This is a genomic window from Enterovibrio sp. FF113 (genome assembly GCF_041439165.1).
Lineage (GTDB): Bacteria > Pseudomonadota > Gammaproteobacteria > Enterobacterales > Vibrionaceae > Enterovibrio > Enterovibrio norvegicus_A.
In genome coordinates this window covers 62,941-83,838 of the sequence record NZ_JBGONO010000010.1, presented here as the reverse complement: position 1 = coordinate 83,838, position 20,898 = coordinate 62,941, and the positions used below count along the sequence as shown (strand labels likewise).

The 20,898-nt window shown below is 48.0% G+C and carries 15 protein-coding genes; 10 read left to right on the top strand and 5 right to left on the bottom strand.

Annotation, left to right across the window (positions count from 1 at the left end; translation table 11 throughout):
* Positions 1-7 precede the first annotated feature (7 nt).
* From iolC to iolD, 3 genes are all read right to left on the bottom strand, one after another.
* On the bottom strand, positions 8-1,060 hold the full coding sequence (gene iolC / locus ACED36_RS09840; protein WP_371733174.1) for a 5-dehydro-2-deoxygluconokinase: 1,053 nt from the start codon (positions 1,058-1,060) through the stop codon (positions 8-10).
* The gene (locus tag ACED36_RS09835; protein WP_371733173.1) at positions 1,053-2,228 is read right to left on the bottom strand and encodes a Gfo/Idh/MocA family protein; all 1,176 of its coding nucleotides are present in this window, start codon (positions 2,226-2,228) and stop codon (positions 1,053-1,055) included. The genes iolC and ACED36_RS09835 overlap by 8 nt, the downstream gene beginning before the upstream one ends.
* 69 nt (positions 2,229-2,297) lie before the next feature.
* Positions 2,298-4,151 (bottom strand): 3D-(3,5/4)-trihydroxycyclohexane-1,2-dione acylhydrolase (decyclizing), encoded by a 1,854-nt coding sequence (iolD, locus tag ACED36_RS09830; protein WP_017004129.1) that lies wholly within the window; start codon positions 4,149-4,151, stop codon positions 2,298-2,300.
* Positions 4,152-4,448: 297 nt separating this feature from the next.
* Between iolD and ACED36_RS09825 the strand changes: the two genes are divergently transcribed.
* The 6 genes from ACED36_RS09825 to ACED36_RS09800 all read left to right on the top strand — a co-directional run bounded on the left by ACED36_RS09825 (position 4,449) and on the right by ACED36_RS09800 (position 10,456).
* Positions 4,449-5,339, top strand: coding sequence for a TIM barrel protein (locus ACED36_RS09825; protein WP_017007425.1), 891 nt, complete (start codon positions 4,449-4,451; stop codon positions 5,337-5,339).
* Positions 5,340-5,417: 78 nt separating this feature from the next.
* Positions 5,418-6,551, top strand: coding sequence for an ABC transporter permease (locus ACED36_RS09820; protein ID WP_017004127.1), 1,134 nt, complete (start codon positions 5,418-5,420; stop codon positions 6,549-6,551).
* 37 nt (positions 6,552-6,588) lie between these two features.
* Positions 6,589-7,392: an ATP-binding cassette domain-containing protein gene (locus ACED36_RS09815; RefSeq protein WP_017004126.1), complete on the top strand. Its 804-nt coding sequence runs from the start codon at positions 6,589-6,591 to the stop codon at positions 7,390-7,392.
* Between the two features lie 175 nt (positions 7,393-7,567).
* On the top strand, positions 7,568-8,482 hold the full coding sequence (locus tag ACED36_RS09810; RefSeq protein WP_016961348.1) for a sugar ABC transporter substrate-binding protein: 915 nt from the start codon (positions 7,568-7,570) through the stop codon (positions 8,480-8,482).
* 281 nt (positions 8,483-8,763) lie between these two features.
* Complete coding sequence (locus ACED36_RS09805; RefSeq protein ID WP_016961349.1) at positions 8,764-9,810, top strand: LacI family DNA-binding transcriptional regulator; 1,047 nt, start codon at positions 8,764-8,766, stop codon at positions 9,808-9,810.
* Positions 9,811-9,952: 142 nt separating this feature from the next.
* Positions 9,953-10,456 carry a M48 family metallopeptidase gene (locus ACED36_RS09800; RefSeq protein WP_016961351.1) on the top strand — a complete coding sequence of 168 codons (504 nt, stop codon included), beginning with the start codon at positions 9,953-9,955 and terminating at the stop codon, positions 10,454-10,456.
* Between the two features lie 48 nt (positions 10,457-10,504).
* Here ACED36_RS09800 and ACED36_RS09795 read toward each other — a convergent pair whose 3' ends face one another.
* On the bottom strand, positions 10,505-12,457 hold the full coding sequence (locus tag ACED36_RS09795) for a methyl-accepting chemotaxis protein (RefSeq protein WP_371733172.1): 1,953 nt from the start codon (positions 12,455-12,457) through the stop codon (positions 10,505-10,507).
* Between the two features lie 296 nt (positions 12,458-12,753).
* On the opposite strand from ACED36_RS09795, the gene ACED36_RS09790 reads away from it, so the two are divergent.
* Positions 12,754-14,121 carry an MATE family efflux transporter gene (locus ACED36_RS09790; protein ID WP_016961353.1) on the top strand — a complete coding sequence of 456 codons (1,368 nt, stop codon included), beginning with the start codon at positions 12,754-12,756 and terminating at the stop codon, positions 14,119-14,121.
* Positions 14,122-14,552: 431 nt separating this feature from the next.
* Positions 14,553-17,321, top strand: coding sequence for a DUF4114 domain-containing protein (locus tag ACED36_RS09785; protein WP_371733171.1), 2,769 nt, complete (start codon positions 14,553-14,555; stop codon positions 17,319-17,321).
* 92 nt (positions 17,322-17,413) lie between these two features.
* On the opposite strand, the gene ACED36_RS09780 is transcribed toward ACED36_RS09785, so the two are convergent.
* Complete coding sequence (locus ACED36_RS09780) at positions 17,414-18,601, bottom strand: phytanoyl-CoA dioxygenase family protein (protein WP_016961355.1); 1,188 nt, start codon at positions 18,599-18,601, stop codon at positions 17,414-17,416.
* Positions 18,602-18,774: 173 nt separating this feature from the next.
* On the opposite strand from ACED36_RS09780, the gene iolB reads away from it, so the two are divergent.
* Entirely contained in the window at positions 18,775-19,605 is an 831-nt protein-coding gene (gene iolB, locus ACED36_RS09775) for a 5-deoxy-glucuronate isomerase (RefSeq protein ID WP_016961356.1), read from the top strand.
* 82 nt (positions 19,606-19,687) lie between these two features.
* Positions 19,688-20,677, top strand: coding sequence for an inositol 2-dehydrogenase (gene iolG / locus ACED36_RS09770; protein ID WP_016961357.1), 990 nt, complete (start codon positions 19,688-19,690; stop codon positions 20,675-20,677).
* The last annotated feature ends 221 nt before the right edge of the window (positions 20,678-20,898 follow it).

The window sequence follows — 20,898 nt, the reverse complement described above, 5'->3', positions numbered from 1 at the left end:
TCGTTTCTTAACGTTGCACTGTCACTTTTGGCAACGCTGAAAATGTGTGTCCACGGCTTTCCATAAACGCGATCAATGCAGGTAATTTGGACATCGCGTCAGCGCAAGTGTCCCCTGTGACATTGATGGCAGCGTTTGCAGCGCCCATGGCGACGGCGTCTTTGAGGTTGTGCTGATACAACAAGGCATAAAGTAACGCAGCAGCAAAGGCGTCTCCTGCGCCATAGGGTTTGCGCGCTTCCACGTTGAAAATGGCTTGCGAGCGTTTGAGCAAGTTGCCATTGCCATCCAAACCAAACAGATCACAGCCCTCAGCACCGGCTTTGATGACCACTAACGCTGTGCCGCCGCTTAATAGCTCGGAGGCCGCGTTGATGTGACTTTCTTCATGGTCATGCGGGATACCCATGACCTCGAATTCTTCGCGATTGCCAATGACCACATCGCTCAATGAAGCCGCGAGGCGATAGAAATGCGGCGGATCTTCTGGGGATGCCCATGAATAAGCGCGATAGTCCAAATCTAGCACCACTAAGGTGCCTGAGAGCTGTGCGGTTTGCATGGCAGAAAGGGTCGCTAAACGCGAAGGGTTGGTGGACAGCGCGGTGCCTGAAACAAACAGACAACGTGATGAAGCGAGATACTCGGAACTGATGTCTTTCGCATTTAACGCTAGATCCGCCGCATTGTTGCGATAAATCACCACTTCAGGTTCAGGGCGCAACTCAGCCACCGCCAGACTCGTGCGGTATTCGCCGCTCAAGGTTTTCACACCCGAGAGGTCGATGCCTTTTTCCTGCATGTAATGGCGCACATAGCGGCCTTGCGCATCGTCAGAAACACATCCGATGAAGCCCGCTTTTGCACCTAAAGTGGCTAAGCCAATGGCGACATTGGCGGGTGAACCCCCGACACTTTTTTTGAAGCTGGACTCAGCGCAGAAATCCGCGCCGTCCGTATTGCCATAGAAATCAACCCCAGCACGCCCAAGGCAGATGACATCGAGCGGGCGCGTGTCGTTTTGTTCCCAGCCAGAGAGGTGAATGTGAGAATCAGTCATAGTCTACCCACACTGCGCCATTATCGGCTGATTTGACGCAGGCATTGACCATCTTCACACCGTCAATACCGCCGTTAATGTCGGGATACCAATGGGTTTCCAAAAAGGCAGTATCGCCGCGTTCGAACGCATCAATCGCGAGAGCATAACGGTGATAGAGATTGGCCCAAGATTCAAAAAATCCTTCAGCGTGACCGCCACCCTGACGGTTGCATGACACACCAGGGTCATCATTGTAAAGATAGCCCATACCACGTTCTAGAATGCGTACTGGCTCTCCCTGCACTTCATATCTCAGTTGGTTAGGGTATTCATCCCACCACTCCAAACTGGCTTTCTCGCCGACAACGCGGACTTTTTGTTGGTGCATAGAACCTGAGTTGATGGCGCTCGCCCACAATGTCCCCACTGCGCCACCTTCAAAGTTGAACATGACGTGGGCGTTATCTTCCAGTGGTGCGCGAGATTCAATAAAGCTCTGGCGCGAACACAATAGAGATTTCACTTTCAACCCTGTGATCAGGCTTGCCAAGTAGAAAGGGTGTGTCCCGCAATCACCAATAATGAAACTGGGGCCGGACACTTCAGGGTTCATGCGCCATTTGGCACCTGGAATGTCCTTTTCTACTTCGAGATTATGGAAGCCGTGGGCAAACGACATTTGCACCACACGCACGGCGCCAATGTCGCCACGGCGAACCATCTCTTTGGCTTGTTGAACCATAGGGAAGCCCGTGTAGCCATACATGACGGCAACCATTTTGTTTTGCTTCTCCGCCAATGCTTTTAGCTTGAGGGCATCTTCAACATGAATGGTGACGGGCTTTTCACACACAACGTGCAAGCCCGCTTCAAGCGCAGCTTTTGCAATTTCATAGTGGGTTGAGTTTGGCGTCGCAATCGAGACTGCCTGAATACCGTCTTCACGTTTTGCTTCTTCAGCAAATAAGGTTTTGTAATCCGGATAGCAACGGTCAGGGTCTAGGCCGAGATTAGCGCCAAATTCGCGTCCGCGCTTAGGGTCTAAGTCCAGCGCACCCGCGACAAAGGTAAACAAACGGTCACGTTGCGCAGCAGCGCGGTGAGAGTAGCCAATTTCACTGCCTCGACCACCGCCAACCATTCCCCAACGGATAGGTGAATCCAAATGCATTTCTTCATTAAACATGATGCGCTTTCTCCTTGATCTTTAGACGCATTGCTCGCGTTGTTATTCTTTTTGTTTGACCGATAGCGACTACACGCCACGTCGTTGGTGCTGACGTCCTTGCTCCCACTGGTCGCGTGCTTTGATAATATTTTCATTGTCGGTCACTTCAGGAAGGCCAACTTCCCACCATGCTTCACACGATGACCAAACTGTGTCGTCAATATCGACGACGATGACATAAGTGCGATCCGATGCTTTGGCCCGCGCATACGCGGCTTCTAATTCATTGAGATTGGTCAGTTTCTCTGCATTTGCGCCTAGTCCGCGTGCATGGCTGACAAAGTCAACGCGCGGCAGGTCATAGTTACGCTCAGTGGTGCAATCTTCTAACTGGTTATTGAACGCGACGTTGCCCGTGTTGGTTTGAAGCTTGCGAATAACGGCAAAACCACCGTTGTCACACACAAAAACAATCATCTTGTGTCCGGTGAGGACAGAACTGTAGATGTCGGAATTCATCATCAGGTAAGAGCCATCGCCCACCATGACGATAGATTCATACTCAGGTCTGGCGATTTTGTTACCCCAGCCCGCTGCGATTTCATAGCCCATGCAAGAAAAACCAAATTCAACGTCGAGTGAATAAGGGTGACGGGTTTGCCAGTTCATGTTGATTTCAGCCGGTAGACCACCAGCGGCAGTGATCACGCGATCGCCTTCTTGCGTCAGCGCATTCACTTTACCGATCACTTGCGCATACGACGGCAGTTCAGTGTCTGTCGCTGCCGTTCGGGCATTGACGATGTCATTCCACGCCGCTTTTTCTGCTTTGGCCTTGTCGACCCAACCGCTCTCGGTTGTCCACGTGTCAAGTTGCTCGCTTAACGGAACGATGGCGGCTTTGGCATCCGCAATTACCGACTGTGCCATGTGCTTGTTGGCATCAAATCGACCTGCATTAATGCTGATAAGTTTCATGTCTGGATCGCGGAACAAGGTCCATGATCCAGTGGTGAAATCTTGTAAGCGCGTGCCAATGGCGAGTACCAAATCAGCCTCGTAACACAGGTGGTTGGCGCTGTTTGATCCTGTTGCGCCGACGGGGCCGCAGTTAAGTGGATGCTTGTCGTCAAGCAGCGTGCGACCCGCGATGGTTTCAACCACTGGGATTTGATGCTTTTCGGCAAATTGGGTCAGTGCCTCACGCGCACCAGAATAAACCACGCCGCCGCCAGCAATAATCAGCGGACGTTTTGATGCTTTGATGGCGTCAGCCGCCAGTGCTAAATCAATGGCTTCTGGCTGAGGGCGACGAATGCGGTGCACTTTTGGCTCGAAGAAACTTTCTGGGAAATCCCATGCTTGTCCTTGAACATCTTGTGGCAAAGCAATCATCGCTGGGCCGCAATCGGCTGGATCAAGCATGGTGGCAATGGCTTGAGGCAGTGCGACGGTGAGTTGAGATGGGCTGTTGATTCGATCCCAAAAACGAGTAACAGCCTTGAAGGCGTCATTCACCGTCAGCGAGGGATTGGAAAAGTGCTCGGCTTGTTGCAATACGGGGTCGGGCAAGCGAGATTGGAACGTATCACCGGCTAGCAATAGCAATGGTAGTCGGTTGGTATGTGCAACGCCTGCAGCCGTGATCATGTTGGTCGCACCAGGGCCAACAGATGAGGTTGCAATGCCAATTCTGCGGCGCTGATGAGCGCGTGCATATGCCGTTGCAGCTAACGCCATTGATTGCTCATTTTGTCCTCGCCAGGTTGGGAATACTGACTGATTTTCAAATAGTTGCTGACCAAGACAAGTGACGTTGCCATGACCGAAAATGGCAAAAGCACATCCAAATAATGATTCTACTTTCCCTTCATTTTCAATCTGTTGTGCTGCCAGATAACGGACAAGTGCTTGTGCCGTTGTGAGTCTTATTGTTCCCATCCATGTTTCTCCCACTAAAAAGTCAAATTCCGTGCTCTGATGAAATAGTAGTCATGTAATGAAAATGTTTTCAAATGGCAAAGTGAAAATAATCAGAGGTAGCGCACACTTTTTATTCAAATAGAGTGACTGGGCGTTTAATGCGCAATTTTGAGACGGCCATTTCGTTGACAAAGTGAAATCATTACCATAATTGTTTATTAAGTGTTAACGATAGTTTAAATGTTTGAGCTTTTCATGGGTCGCTAAGGCCAGATGTTAAAGACGCATGGACTTTACTGAGTAGGAGGCTTTGCCTTGGAACTGAAAATTGCCAATGCACCGTGTTCGTGGGGAATTGAATTTGCTGACAACCCAGCCAATCCCTTATGGCAAACAGTGTTAGATGAAATTGCGGGCGCTGGGTATGGCGCAACAGAGTTGGGACCTCTCGGGTATTTACCGACAGATCCTCAAGCGTTGCGTTCAGCCTTAACCGCTCGAACGCTGGGATTGGTTGCGGGCACCTTGTTTGTACACCTTCACAAAGCGGAAGAGCGAGAGGCCATTTTCGAGAAAACCCATACCACATGCCAAATCCTCAATGAGCAAGGCGCTGAGTTTTTGGTCGTGATTGACCATGTTTCATCTCCACGAACAGATGAAGCGGGTCAAGCCAAAACAGCCACACGACTCAATGATGAACAGTGGGATGCGATGATGGAAACCCTGCGCGGCGTGGGTGAAATTTGTGCGCAATACAATGTCACACCCACATTGCATGCGCATGCGGGCACTTATATCGAATATCGCGATGAGCTGGATAGAGCAATGAGAGACCTTCCGGCAGACCTGATGTCTTTGTGTGTGGATACCGGGCACTGTGTTTATGCAGGCATGGATCCTAGCGATGTATTAAGAACCTACAAAGACCGCGTTAAGTATCTACATTTTAAAGACATCAATGCAGATGTGTTGGCAGCATCTGTGGCAACAGGTACCGATTTCTACACGGCGATTGGCAACAACATTTTTTGTCCACTCGGGCAGGGATGCGTGGATTTCTCAGACGTTCGACAAACGTTGATTGATATTGATTTCAAAGGTTGGGTGACCGTGGAACAAGACACTGACCCTACCGCCAAAAGCGATGCGAAGACAGACGCAGAGCAAAGCCGTGCTTTTATTGAAAAGACGGTTCTTCACTGAGCAACAGAGACAACAGTTGAACAGTCATTCGGATTCGGGCCAGCGCCCAGATTAGACGCAAGGAATTAGGAGGCGAGTATGTCGGTAAAAGAAACCGCATCAGGGACAGAAAAAAAGTCGGTTGGAGACAATGACGAGCGTGTCAGAAAAGTTTCTTCCGTCAAGCGATTACTATCGAGACCAGAGCTTGGTTCGGTATCAGGTGCCATTTTAGTATTTGTATTTTTTGCGCTCGTTGCCTGGGACTCAGGCATGTTCAATGCAGACGGTGTGCTTAACTGGACCACGGTTTCAGCGCAGTTGGGTATTATCGCGGTAGGCGCTTGCTTGCTCATGATTGCAGGTGAATTCGATCTCTCTATCGGTTCCATGATTGGTTTTGCAGGCATGATGATCGCCATTCCCGCCGTTTATTGGGCGTGGCCTGTATGGGCGGCGATTCTATTCGCATTTGCATGCGCCATGGCGGTCGGTTTCCTCAATGGGTATATCGTCGTTAAAACGGGATTACCTTCCTTCATTGTTTCTCTCGCATTCCTTTTCATTCTGCGTGGCTTGACGATTGCACTGTCTATTGCACTTACCAATAAAACCATTATTTCAGGTGTCGGTAATCTTGCGGAAGGCGATTGGTTGGGCGCGATATTTGGCGGGCAAATCGGAACTGAGTTCTTTATCTGGTTGGCGAAAATGGGTTGGATCGAAACCTACTCTGATGGCTCGCCGATTGTCGCAGGTATCCCCATGGTGGTCGTTTGGTGGTTCCTTTTGACCGCAGCGTGTTCTTTTGTGTTGTTGCGTACTCGTTTTGGCAACTGGATTTTCGCCTCAGGTGGTGATGCCAATGCTGCTAAGAACGTGGGCGTACCGACTGACAACGTCAAAATAATCCTTTTCATGTTTACTGCATTTTGCGCCACCGTATTCGCGGCTTGTCAGGTGTTGGAGTTTGGGTCTGCGGCGGCTGACCGTGGTTTGCTCAAAGAGTTTGAAGCGATTATTGCCGCGGTTATCGGCGGTGCTTTGTTGACGGGCGGTTATGGCTCGGTCATTGGTGCTTTCTTCGGTGCTTTGATTTTTGGTGTGGTTCAGATGGGGATTTTCTTCACGGGTGTTGATTCAGATTGGTTCCGTGTATTCCTTGGCGTAATGCTGCTCATTGCTGTGCTCTTTAACAACTTCATTCGTAAGAAAGTGACCAGCGCTCGCTAGTCGTGGTTATCCAGATACGGAATTTAGGAGAAGAAAAATGTCGGAATATATCCTAGAACTGAAGAAGGTAAGCCGCTACTTCGGGTCAGTGATCGCACTTAAAGATATCGATATGGAAGTAAAAATGGGGGAGGTGCATTGCTTGCTCGGGGATAACGGTGCAGGTAAGTCAACCTTGATTAAAACCCTAGCAGGGGTGCACAAGCCCTCTGAAGGTGAGTTTTTAATGAATGGCCAGCCTACGGCTTTTAAATCACCGCGTGATGCGCTCGACGCAGGTATCGCTACCGTGTATCAGGATTTGGCGTTGGTCCCTTTGATGAGTGTTACTCGTAACTTTTTTATGGGACGTGAAATTACCAAAAACTGGGGCCCGATTAAGGTATTTGATACCAAACGTGCCAACGAAATTGCGACCGCCGGTATGAAAGACATGGGAATCGACGTTCGAGACCCCGAGCACCCAATTGGCACGATGTCTGGCGGTGAGCGCCAATGTTTGGCCATCGCGAGAGCGATTCACTTTGGCGCTAAAGTGCTGATCCTTGATGAGCCGACAGCGGCTTTGGGTGTGAAGCAATCGGCTAATGTACTCAAAGTTGTGGCTCGTGCTCGAGGTAAAGGGCTCGCCGTTATTTTGATCACGCACAACGTGCACCATGCTTTCCCAATTGCAGATCGCTTTACCTTGCTTAATCGCGGCAAGAGTTTGGGCACATGGATGAAGAAAGATGTCACCCGCGAACAGATATTGGAAATGATGTCTGGCGGGCAAGAGTTGGAAACGCTTGAAGCAGAATTAGCCGAATTCCAGCGCGCAGATACTGCGCCTGCGAATTAGGCTTTGGTGGAGAAAAACGTAATGTCATAGGGCAGTTGTTGCCCAAACCTTAGCAGTAACCTAAGGGGTGAGTATTGCCTTACCCGATGGATACAACAATAAGCAAATTGGAGAACACCGGATGAATACCCTACTTAAATCTGTAGCAAAGAGAGCGTCCGTCCTTGTGTTAGCAATGGCTGCGTCGTTTGCAGCATTGCTTCCCAGCACTGCGCTAGCCGATGGCGAACGCTTTGTGTTGATTAGTCACGCACCGGACTCGGATTCTTGGTGGAACACCATTAAAAATGCCATTAACGAAGCGGGCGACCAGCTCAACGTTGAAGTGGAGTATCGGAATCCGCCTACGGGTGATTTGGCTGACATGGCACGGATCATTGAGCAAGCCGTGGCGTCAAACCCACAAGGGATTATTACCACTATTGCCGATTACGAGGTGCTGAAAGGCCCATTGGAGAAAGCGCGTAAGAAAGGTATTCCTGTCGTAACCATGAACTCAGGTACGGCACAAGAAAGTGAAGACTTGGGCGCAATCCTTCACGTGGGTCAACCAGAATACGATGCAGGCTATGGTGCAGGTAAACGTGCCAAAGCTGACGGCGTTAAAAACTTTGTTTGTGTCAACCACTACATCACTAACCCTGCATCGGTTGAACGTTGCCAGGGCTTTGCTGATGCATTGGGTGTTGAGTTGGGTAGCCAGATGATTGACTCAGGTCAGGATCCAACGGGCATCGAGAAGAAAGTGATGGCGTACTTGCGTGCAAACCCAGAAACAGAAGCAGTTTTAACACTGGGTCCAACATCTGCTCACCCAACTATTCGCGCGCTGAAGAAAAACCGTCAATTAGGCAACATCTACTTCGGTACGTTTGATCTAAGTGGCGAAATTGCACAAGGCATCAAAGATGGCAATATCCAGTGGGGCATTGATCAACAACCGTTCCTTCAAGGTTACTTGCCAGTAATGGTGTTGACCCTGTTTAATCGTTACGGTGTCGCGCCGTCTAACAACATCAACTCTGGCCCAGGTTTTGTGACCAAAGAAAACGTTGAATTGGTAGAAAAACTGGCTGGCGAATATCGCTAATCGTATACCTGAGTAATCTTAAGATGCGAGTTCAGATTGCCTGAACACCTATCTTTGAATTGCTAAAAATTGAACAGTGAAGAGGCTCAGTATCGCTCTGCGCCTTTTCGCTGCTTCAATACACCAGAAAAATTTTCATTTCCAAGTGATGTGTTTATCGCAACCGAGATAAGCTGCGCGCAATTGCAGTACGTTCCTGTGTCCAGATGAAAACAATTTCATTATGATGTCTAGGAGCGGTCTGATGACGAATAAGACAGAAAGCAGGGTAGCGTATGACAATGGATAAACCGACACAGCTAACAACGAATTCACCAGCGGTGAAAAAGCGTAGAGTTACCGTCGTGGAAGTGGCGGAAGCGGCCGGTGTATCTGTCTCTGCGGTATCTCGTGCGTTCAACCCCGAAGCCAGCATTTCACGACCCTTGCGTGAAAAAGTATTTAAAGCGGCGGCGGCATTAAACTACAAACCTAACCGAATGGCACGTGGCATCAAATCGCGCTCAAGCCTTGTCGGTATATTAATGACGGATTTCAATAACCCTTTTTACTTACCGATCCTTTCTCGTTTCACGTCTGAAATTCAAAAGCGAGATTGCCATAGTCTGTTGATTAACGTGAACAGTGATATGGATATTCAAGAAGCGGTAGAGCTCGTCATGGAATACAACGTAGACGGCTTGATCATCACGTCGGCGTCTTTGCCTCAGCAACTCGTGGATGCGTGTCGATCCCAAAATACACCTGTGGTGATATTCGGCCGCGATTCCAGTGACAACAGCGTCACAGTCGTCAGTTGCGATAATGTGTTGGCAGGAAGAATGGCGGCGGATATGTTGCTCGATGCGGGTTATATGAGACCTGCGTTTGTTGCTGGCCCTATTGGTACCTCTGCGACCGTCGATCGTCAGCGAGGCTTTATTAGCCGCTTAATGGAGCGTGGGTGTAACCAATGGCAGGTGGTGGAAGGTGGCGAATTTAGTTACGACGCTGGATACGATGCGACACTGCGGGTGTTCAAAAACTCTGAACGACCGGATGCCTTGTTCTATGCCGATGATATTATGGCCTGTGGCGGTATGGATGCGCTGCGCTATGAGCTGGCGTTGAAGATACCGCAAGACGTCGGTGTGCTGGGGGTGGATGATATTCGTCTTGCTAAGAGTCGCTCTTATAACTTGTCGACGATTCGACAGCCGAATGAAGAGATGATCCAATCAACCATGGATGTGCTGTTTGAACACATCTCTAACCCAAATCTACCGCCGCAATCCATTACCCTGCCGTGCGAGCCCGTGCTTCGTGGCTCGACGCAAAAACACCGCTAACCGCACTCAGCCATTAACGCGGACTCATGAATCATCAAGCCATTGAACGGCTCGGCGCACAGTCGGTTTCGTTGCAGTGCTAGGGATTTGAGCGGGAATACTGGTAGCATAGCGTTCTTGATTAGCGCAGCATGAAACGGCAATGAATCCATCTCTTCGTTATTTAAACGGTTATCCCGAGCATTTGGTCTCCCAAATTGAGCGCCTTGTAGAAAGTGGTAAGCTTGGTGCGTGGCTTACTCAGCGTTACCCGGGCAAGCATGCGATCACTACTGAAAAAGCGTTGTATGACTATGTGATGGGGTTTAAAAATCAATACCTCAAAAAGTCCTCACCTATCAGCAAAGTGGCGTATGACGGAAAAATCCATGTGGTAAATAACGCACTGGGGCTGCATAGTTTTGTGTCGCGCGTTCATGGCAGCAAGCTAAAAGCCAAAAATGAAATTCGTATCGCTTCTATGTTTAAGGAAGCACCTGAGCCTTTTCTGCGGATGTTGGTGGTTCACGAATTGGCACATTTAAAAGAGAAAGAACATAACAAAGCGTTTTATCAGCTTTGCTGCCATATGGAGCCTGATTATCATCAGTTGGAATTTGATGCGCGGCTGTATCTTATCCATCTAGAGTTGACTAAAAAATCATAAAAAACGCGCTCACATGAGCGCGTTTTTCAATTGAGGGGTATGTGGGTTTTATAGCGAGAACTTTCGGACGATTTCACTCACATTGGCGGTGATTTGGGTCAGACCTTTTGCTTCGTTTGACAGGGTTTCCGCACCCACTGCGGTGCTTTTACCCAAGCTGTTAAGCGATTCCACCGTTTGATTAATGTTATTTACCACGGTGTTTTGCTCTTCGGCGGCAACGGCTATCTGACTGTTCATGTCGCGAATGGTGGCAACAGAATGTGTAATGGCTTCTAACGCTTCTCGCGTTTTATCGGCTTTACTCGAAGTTTCTTCAGCTTCATCCATACTGATTTGCATGGATTCGACAGAGCGCTTAGATTCATTTTGAAGCCTATGAATCAGTTCTTGAATCTCTTCGGTGCTCTGCTGAGTGCGACTTGCAAGACTGCGAACCTCGTCAGCGACCACGGCAAAACCACGGCCTTGTTCACCAGCACGTGCGGCCTCGATGGCGGCATTGAGCGCTAATAGGTTAGTTTGCTCGGCAATCCCACGAATAACATCAAGAATGCTACCTACGTTTTTCGTTTCATTTTCTAGGTTCTGAATAATATTGCTCACGTTACTAATGTTGGTGACAAGTGAGTCAATACTTGTGCGGGTTTGATCTAGCACGACTTGCCCTTCACGAGCATGTTGGTCTGCTTCATTCGCAATGTCCGACGCTTGCTGCGCATTTTGCGAAATATTGTCGACGGTGCTGGTTAACTGATTCATCGCGACGGCTGTTTGGCCCAGCTGTTCAGCTTGTGACTCAGAGTTTATTGCCGTCTCATCTGTCACTGTGACCAGTGTGCCAGAAGCATTGCTCAAGGTTGTGACCGACGTGTTGAGCTGGGACATAATGTCTTTGAGGTTATCATTCATGTCACCCATAGCAGCGTAAATGCCTGTTGCCTTCTTATCGGAATTGAAGTTTTGCGTGAGATCCCCTTGTGCGATTTTTCGTGCCATTTTCTCGATAGTTTTAGGCTCTCCGCCAATCGGTGAACGAATGGCTTTGGTGACCAGAAAAGCAAGGGTAATACCAACAAAAATGGCAACAAGGGAGACGACGATGACGGCTTTAACGGCAGATTCACTTTGAGTTTGTGCCTGCGGGCCTAAGGTGTCTTGTGACGCTCTGATGGACTGTTTGAAATCCCCAAGGTTGGTGGTGACTTGAGGTCCAATCACATCGAGGGTTCCTGCGATCCTTTCGTTTCGTATTTTGATGATTTCAGCGGTTTTCTGAAGTGCTGAAATATACGTGAGGTGAGCATCACTAAAGCTTTGGACGAGTTCATTCTCAGTACGGGTATTCGCGCTTGATTCTAATATGTTGAGAGGTTTAGTCGCGGCATTGAGTTCGTCCAACGAACGACTTAAATCGTTTTGGGAGTTGCTGATCAGAAATTTTGAGGCAAACAACCTACCCAGTAGTAACTTTTCCTGTACCTGCGAGGCGTAGAAAGAGGTTGCTGAATCACCCGCTTGATAAGCCTCTTCAATCAAGGTTGTCATGAGCTTACGCATTTTGAGGCCGCTGGGGTCTAACTCCTCACTGACCACTACATTTCTGTCTTTAAAGTCTTGTACGACGCTCGCGAACATATCGCCGTATTGTTTTAACAAGATCTTTGATTCTTCAAGCTCGCGAATGCGTTCAGGATTGGATTCGTGCGAGAGAATGGTTTGAATACCGCTACTAATACGCGCCAATTCTTCGTTCACTTTATCTATCTGTGTAGGGTCTTGTGTTTTAAGAAACTTCAGTGCGCTAAGGCGTGCGCTTAAAAGAGCAGATTGCACTTCACTGGCTTCATTAGAGCTTCTCGCCAGACCACGATATTCCGTAAAGCTATTAAAGCCGCTAGATAGCCCGACATAGCCTACCGTTGCCACAATTAGCATCAGGATCATGACTGATGAAAAAGAAAGGGTTAATTGCTGGCCCAGCTTTAGGTTGCGTAACATCTAATAGCTCCTAGAACGATACGGTTTTATAAAATCAACGTATTAAACAAATAGCTCAGTAGTGAGACGGCGGCCATTTTTTCGTGTGCTTTTTCCCCATGTAAATAATGAGAGGATTGCTTTAAAGAGGCTATCCCAAGATTTACGAGCGCAGTTGATAGGATTGTCCTGTGATATAAATCGAAAATAATTCAGATAGTTACATGTGTTTACACTTCGCATTCTTTGTCGGTGAACGTTATGGTAAATAAAAATATTTACTAAGATAATATGCCTGGCTAGGCGAGGAAAATCGGATGACAGAACATTCATATGGGTATTTTTTGCGGCGGGTTGCTCTGCTGGGTTTTCCTCTCGTACTGCAAAGCTTGTTATTTAGCAGTGCAGGTTTCATCGACAGTCTTATGGTTAGTCAGTTGGGCACACAGGAAGTGGCAGCGTCTAGCATCGGTGCGCGGGTATTTTGGTTTACGGGTATCTTTATCTGGGGAATGGGCACCGGAATGGGCGTTTTACTTGCTCAATACTGGGGAGCTGAAGATGAACATGGCCTAAGACGAAACTTTGCGCTCGGTACGACCATCTCAACGTTTGCTTCTGCTTTGTTGTTTGCTTTTTGCTGGTTCTTTCCTGATGTCATTCCTTCTTTGTTTAAAGCCACGGGTGAAACGGCCGAACTCGCCGCGAACTATCTGCAAATCATCAGTGTGGCGATTTTGGTTGCTGGGCCAAGCATCTCGATGGATGCTGCGTTGCGCGCACTAGGCAAAACCAAAACGACGATGACCATGTCCATCATTGAAATTGGGCTAAACGTTGGGCTGAGTTTCATTTTGATCTTTGGCTATTTAGGTCTGCCAGCCATGGGGTTAATGGGGGCAGGCTTAGGAACGGTCATTGCACGGGTATTACGTGTCTTCATGTCGGTGGCAGTGATTTATTACTTGAGTCCTCCATTGATTCTTGGTCTTCGGGATTTTTCTTTCTCTTCTCGTATCTTCAATCGCTATTTGACTATTACGCTGCCAATTATCGCGGGGAGTTTGATGTGGAGCGGTGGCATTTTTGTCTATCAACTCATTATGGGTCGTATGGGTGAAACCGAATTGGCGACCATGGCGATTGTATCGTCACTCGAAGCACTGACACTTTGCGTCGCATCCGGTTTATCGGGAGCAACCGCGATTGTGGTGGGGAATGCGCTTGGCGCAAACAAACTGGCCATCAGTGAGCGGTATGCTCGTTATGCGTTAGTGACATCAGCATGTGTCGGTGTGCTTTGCGCCATGCTTGTATTGTCTTTACAGGCCGTTGTTTTGTCTTTATATGCCCAAGTTAGCCAAGATGTCATTGCGCTAGCGGCACTTTGTTTTCCAATTATTGCTATCAGTACGGTTGCGAGAAACATTAACATCACGCTGATCGTGGGAATTTTACGCGCAGGTGGCGATGCCAAATTCTGTATGAATATGGATGTTGTTTGTCAGTGGATGTGGGCAATTCCTATGACTGCACTGGCAGCAATGTGGTTCGATATGCCGCTGCAGTATGTGTTTCTGATGATGACATCAGAGGAGATTGTAAAGCTCTATCCCACTATTCGTCGTGTGTTTGGTACCAAGTGGGTGAATAACCTCACACAAGAAAAAGCAGCCAGTGCGTAATGGATTATGTTCATCTTGAGTTCTCGGACTTGAGATGAGCTTGCCTAATTGTCTATGCATTTAACACTTCTCTGTGATTTTCTCACTTCTGACGCATTTTTTGGGCTTGGTTGAGAGAAAATTGCGGCATTGTTACTTTAATCTCATTCTTTTCTCATCATTATTCTGGTTCATTCATCATCGATGCATGCAATGTTATTAATTCAACTCGCTGAGTTTAAGCTGAAGCTATGTAACAAGTGTTGTTGTTGTTTGTCTTGTGATTAAAACTGATGTCACAAACAACGTTGAATGAATGTTAGCTGTCTCTAATATGAGTTGACATCTAATCAGTGACACAGCTTTGAGCCACGATGGTCTTTCTTTGCTATCCCCGCTCTTTTGCTCCTTGCTCATTCATACAGCGTCACATTATAAAATGAGGACAAGGTATGTCAGACATTAACGGTACAAGCGGCGCAGATTTTCTCTACGGTTCAGATGGTAAAGGCGATAACTTACTGATGAACGGCGACTTCGAAGCCTGGGGCGATGATGGCGCAAGAAAGTGGGGTCTGTTTCAAGATCACCAAGTGGCAGGTTGGTATACACCTGGCACGATGAAAATTGAGCTTCAACAAGGCTCTTTTGGTGGAACACCTGCTAACGCCGCTGACAATACTGTTATGGAACTTGATTCCACTGGCAATACTTGGGTTCAACAAGATATTAATGTCACTAAGCTAACCGAAGATAGCGATGCCTCTCTTAACCTTTCCTTTAGCTACGCTAATCGATACAAAGGTGATAATCACGCGACGAGCCAGTTCCAAGTCAAAGTGTTTGATAACGAAGGTAACGTTCTTTATACCAAATACTTCGCGAACACCCAGTCGAATGAAAGCTACGTTGATTTCGACATAGACTTCTCTGTTCCTGAAGGCACGACAGGTGTGACGCTACGTTTTGAAGCTAAAGGCCAATCTGATAGCTACGGCGCGTTGATTGATAATGTGGCACTGACCACATCAGCAACGGGTGATGTGAACGACACCATCAATGGTCTTGAAGGCAATGACACCATCGACGGTGGTCAGGGTGATGATACGCTGATTGGTGGCAACGGTGATGACACGATCTATGGTGGTGATGGCGACGACGTTATCTATGGCAATGATGGCCAGTGGGGTAATGGTGGACGTGAATTGTTGACTAACGGTGACTTTGAAGATTACGGCAATAACACCACTAATCAGTGGGGTTTGTTCCACGATCACCAAGTAACAGGTTGGTATACGCCGGGTAGCAATAAAATCGAACTGCAACAAGGCCAGTTTGGTGGGACACCAGAAAATGATAAAAGTAACACGGTACTTGAGTTAGACAGCCACACAAACACTTGGGTTCAACAAGACGTCGATGTAACCGGTTTGGCGACCGACGGCGATGCAGTACTAGCGCTGTCATTTGATTACGCAAACCGTTATCGCGGTAGTGACCATTCAACCAGTCAGTTTGAAGTGAAGGTTTTCGACCAGCAAGGCAATGTTATTTACACCAAGTATTTTGACAACACCCAAGCTAACGATCACTACGAATCGTTCACAGTAGATGTGGTGATTCCTAAGGGTGTGGATTTCATCACTCTTCGCTTTGAAGGTGAAGGCAAGTCTGATAGCTATGGCGCATTGATTGATAACGTCTCACTGAAACAAAAAGTGAACGTGGAAAGCGACAATGACACGCTGTTTGGTGGTGATGGCAACGACACCATCTATGGTGAGCACGGCGACGACATCATTGATGGCGGCGCTGGCGATGATACGATCTTCGGCGGCGTGGAATATACCCAATCACTGAATCTTCGTCATGAAGACGGTGCGACTCTGTATGATCTAGAAGGTCAGGGTACGGTGACGTTGGAATTGAGCAACTTCACCCACAGTGCAGCCTACAACAACAGTGTTGGCTACTATGTGCTGGATGAAAATGGCAACATCGTTCGTGCCGCTGTGATTGCAGATAACGTGAAAAATGTAACAGATCTGAGCATCGAGATTGATGTGTCAGGCGGTGAATCTTTTGGTATGTTCCTCATTCCAAATGGCGATCGCAAAGGCTTTGATGTCGGTTCTGTCGAACTAAACCTTTCAGGTAGCAGCTCAACCATTACTCAAGGCGGCGCAAGCTCTGTGGTCTATGTGTCTAACGCTGCAGAAAACGGCGACGGCAAAGATCATGAAAACGTTGATGGTGACCGCTCAAGCTGGGAAGACCTTTGGAACTTGGGTGATAAAGACTTTAACGACACCAGTTTCAACATCATTGTTTCACAAGATAAAAACTACACTGACAATGACACCATCAATGGTGGCGCAGGTAAAGACGTTATCTACGGTGGTGACGGTCAGGATACTGTCCACGGTGATGAAGGTGATGACATCATTAACGGCGGTAACGGTGATGATGTATTGTATGGCGATGCGGGTAACGATGTGATCAATGGCGGCAATGGTGACGACATTCTTTACGGCGGCGATGGCGACGATAAACTGTTTGGCGCAAGCGGTGATGACTCACTTTATGGCGGCGCGGGCAATGACGTACTGCAAGCTGGTTTTGAAGATGACATCATTATGGACGGTGGTACTGGCTTAGATTTGTATATTGGTAGCGAAGGTAACGACACCATGTACTTCGATCAGGAAGACTTCTCTGATGCGTCATTTCTGACCGCTAATGGCAATATTTATAGTGGTAACCGTGGATTCGATAAGATCATTGTTGAAGGTGATGCAAATGTCGATTTCTCGGGTTCTTCATACGGCGTTACCACCAGCAGTAAGCCGATTGCTAACGTTGAAGCCGTAGTCGGCGATGCGGGTGATCAAACAGTGACGGTGAATGCATTTGCGATTCAATCACAGTCTGATCAGTTCCAAACGACCACCAACGTCGACCCTGGCGATTGGGATGGCTTTGTGGCTTACCTTGGTGAAGGTGATGATACCTTTAACCTTGAGGCGCTTAACTGGGCCTATGATGCATCGGCTACACCAACAGCGGCATTGTCTGCCGACATGATTGCTTTTATGGGGCTGAACTCAACAGAAGTAGGCGAGTTGGAAGCGTACGTGTTTAACCACAACGGTTCTGGTGCATCGATTACCGTTTGGACAGACGCTGAAAACATCCAACAAGACGGTGACAGTATTTTCTAATTGGTAGAATGCTAGCAAAAACAAAAACGTCCGACACATTGTGTCGGACGTTTTTTTATGTGCTTTTTATTTCCTACAGGCCAATACAAGTATTAAGCTCGCTGCTTTTCACGCAGTTGCGCCAATGCCACCTCAAACGTCGCGGCTTGCATGTCTTCATCTAATGCTCGGTGAAGCAGTGCTTCCATCGATTCGGGTGCCAAGCCGCCAATGGGTGGATCCGTGTCCAAATTGGTTGGGAAGGAATAACCGTCGGTTGCTGTGGTAATAATGGCGTTTTTTTCATCTGGCGATAACGCATCGTTTCGCCATAAATTCAATAACACCGGATAGACTTTGCGGCAGATATGGGCCAGATCTACTGTCTCCATCGGCTTGCTAAATGCAGACGAAACCTGCAACAGGTTCGCAGAACGATGAAAGTCTAGCGTGCGGTTCTCGCCAGCAGCATGAAACAGTGCTGGGTTAAAAAACACGGCATCACCTTTTTCTAACGGGACCTGAACATAGTTATTCTCGAAGTAATCTTGAAACGCTTTCTCATGGTAAGCCATATACCCAAGTGGATAGTGTTGCGAAAAAGGCAACAGTTTCGTCGGGCCACTTTCGAGAGGCATATCAGTGTGAGCCACTGCACCTTGCAGCGTGAGCATCGCCGACATTTGTTGAATGTGGATAGGGTAGCGTGCAGTTTCTTGTGGTTGTTGAAAGCCCAAATGAAAATCGCGATGTGATACTTGCGCTGCGCCGCCGGGGCGTACAATGTTCACTTGTGCTGTCATTTGATAATGCGGGCCTAGCCAAGCCTCAGAGACGATCTGCAATAAGGGGTTTTTATAGTAGTGAACAAATACCTCAGGATTGGCTTCTGCACTTTTTTGGAATACGTTCCAGATGCGTCCATTCGCTTGGGGCCCCGTTTTGCCGAAGTGGTCACCCGCGCCATAACCACGCTCATTTTCAAGGATCTGTTCAAACACCTGACTCATGGCGTCGATAATACTGGTTTTCGCGTAGAAGCCTTTGATGGCAAACACGCCGGGACCATGAAGCAGCACATCGGCCATTTCATTTTGAAACGCGTTAACACTGTCTGAATCACCATTCGCAGCAGCACGAAGATCGGCACCATCATAGATCACGACATTTGAGATGATGTCGGCAGCCAGCGGGTATCTCTCTGGCTGGACGCTTTGTTCGCAACTTATTTTAAACGCGTCTAGATCAACATCGGATATCTGAAAAAAAGACGTCGATGTTCCTTGTCCATTTCTGCGCATTTCCCTTCTCCTTCGGCAAATGAATTGCATTCAGTCTATTTCAAGTTAAACGATAAATGAAATATAAATTTCATTTTATTGAGATTTGAAAAAAATGTTCTATTATTGGCAGACACATGAAATAGTGTTAATCGAAAACACGATGAAATCAGTCTAAATGACAAGGAGACGTTATGTCTGAACTGCTTTCGAAGAGAAAGAGCCCAGATGATCAGGGGCGTTATCAACACATCACGCCGGAATCAGCAGGGTGGAAACATGTGGGCTTTGAAGCCTTTCTGCTGGCGGCGGGTAAAACACTCTCATTTAACGCTAACATCGACGAAGAGCTCTGTATTGTCTTGGTCGGTGGTAAAGCCGAAGCCGTCTTGTCTGGAAATACACTGGGTGAAATTGGCGACAGAGAAGGACCTTTTGATCGGAAAAAACCGTTTTCTTTGTATGTCACCGCCGGTGACTCTGCCACGTTGACAGCCACAACAGCGTTGGAGCTTGCCGTTTGTCATGCGCCAGGAAAAAGCACATTTCCTTCACGCCTTATTGCCCCAGGAGATGTTGACGCAGAAGCGAGAGGACATGGCAATAATCAGCGCTATGTACACAATATTTTGCCTGATGATAAAGACGCCGACAGCCTGTTGGTTGTCGAGGTCTACACTGACGAAGGATGCACAAGCTCCTACCCAAGTCACAAACATGACCGTGATGCGCCGCCCAATGAAACCCAATTAGAAGAGACTTACTATCATCGCATAAACCCGCCTCAGGGGTTTTGTATCCAGCGTGTTTACACCGATGACAGAGCGTTGGATGAATGCATGGCCGCTTACGACGGTGATGTTGTGCAAGTCCCGCGTGGCTATCACCCTGTGGCAACAATGGCAGGCTACGACAGCTACTACCTGAATGTCATGGCTGGGCCAGTACGTAAGTGGTTGTTTAGCTGGGAGCAGGACCACGCTTGGATAAATACGTCGGAATACGCCGATAAACACACGGGTTAATCAACCTAACTTAATTTCACAAAGGGGCGCAGAGGTCATTCACCGCGCCCGCTGTTTAAAAGCCAAAGCAAAAGGAGAGGCTATGTTTAATATTGCGCTGTTTGGTTGCGGACGTATTGGTAAAGTACACGCCGTCAATATTGATGCTCATCCCATGACGCAGATCCGCGCTGTGATTGACCCCTACACTGAAGGGGCGGCGCAATTGGCTGAGAAATATCATGCCGATGTGATGACGACAGAAGAAGCCTTGGCCGATCCTGATATTCATGCGGTATGTATATGCTCTGCGACGGATACTCATGCAAATCTCATTGAGCTCGCGGCCAAAGCAGGCAAGGCGATATTTTGCGAAAAGCCGATAGATCTCAGTCTTGATCGGGTTCGAGCCTGTTTGGATACCGTGGCAGAATCCGCTGTGAAATTCCTTGTTGGCTTTAATCGTCGCTACGATCCACAGTTTCGTACGCTAAAAGATCTGTTTGAAAGCGGCGCGATTGGCAAAGCAGAAACCTTGGTGATCACATCACGTGACCCATCACCTCCGCCTGCGGATTATGTGCGCGTATCTGGTGGTATTTTCCGTGATATGTCGATCCATGATTTGGACATGGCACGTTTTATTATGGGCGAAGATCCCGTGTCGGTGTCTGCTCACGGTGCGTGCTTAGTTGACCCTGCGATAGGTGAGGCTGGCGACATCGACAGTGCTGTGATCGTGCTCCACTTCCCGTCTGGCGCAATGGCAAACATCATCAATAGTCGACGTTCAGGTTATGGGTATGATCAACGTATCGAACTCCATGGCAGTAAAGGCATGCTCAAAGCGGGCAATGTACGTGAACATTTGGTTGAACATTGGGGGGAAGACGATTGCAGCAGCGCTAAACCACAGTATTTCTTCCTTGAGCGCTACAAAGAAGCCTACATTGCCGAGTGGCAACACTTTGTCGATGTACTTGAAGGCAAAACTGAACCGCAATGTACAGGTATTGATGGCGAGCAAGCGCTTGTGCTGGCAGAAGCCTCGTTGGAATCACTAGAAACACATCAGACGGTTAATCTAACGTAAATTCGTTAGGCTTCAATGGATAGAAAGAGGATGCAGTCTTAACATTGCATCCTCTTTTTTATTGTGGTCAACTTTTAAGCATGGTTATATATACAGTATACCCAAACAACCTCGCCCTTTGGGAGCCTCTCATCTCGTCCACTTTATTGTCGAAAAGCCTTGAAAGGGGAGACCATTCCTTCGGCTTTTCTCCTTAAATTGAACAAGATGAGAGGCTCTGA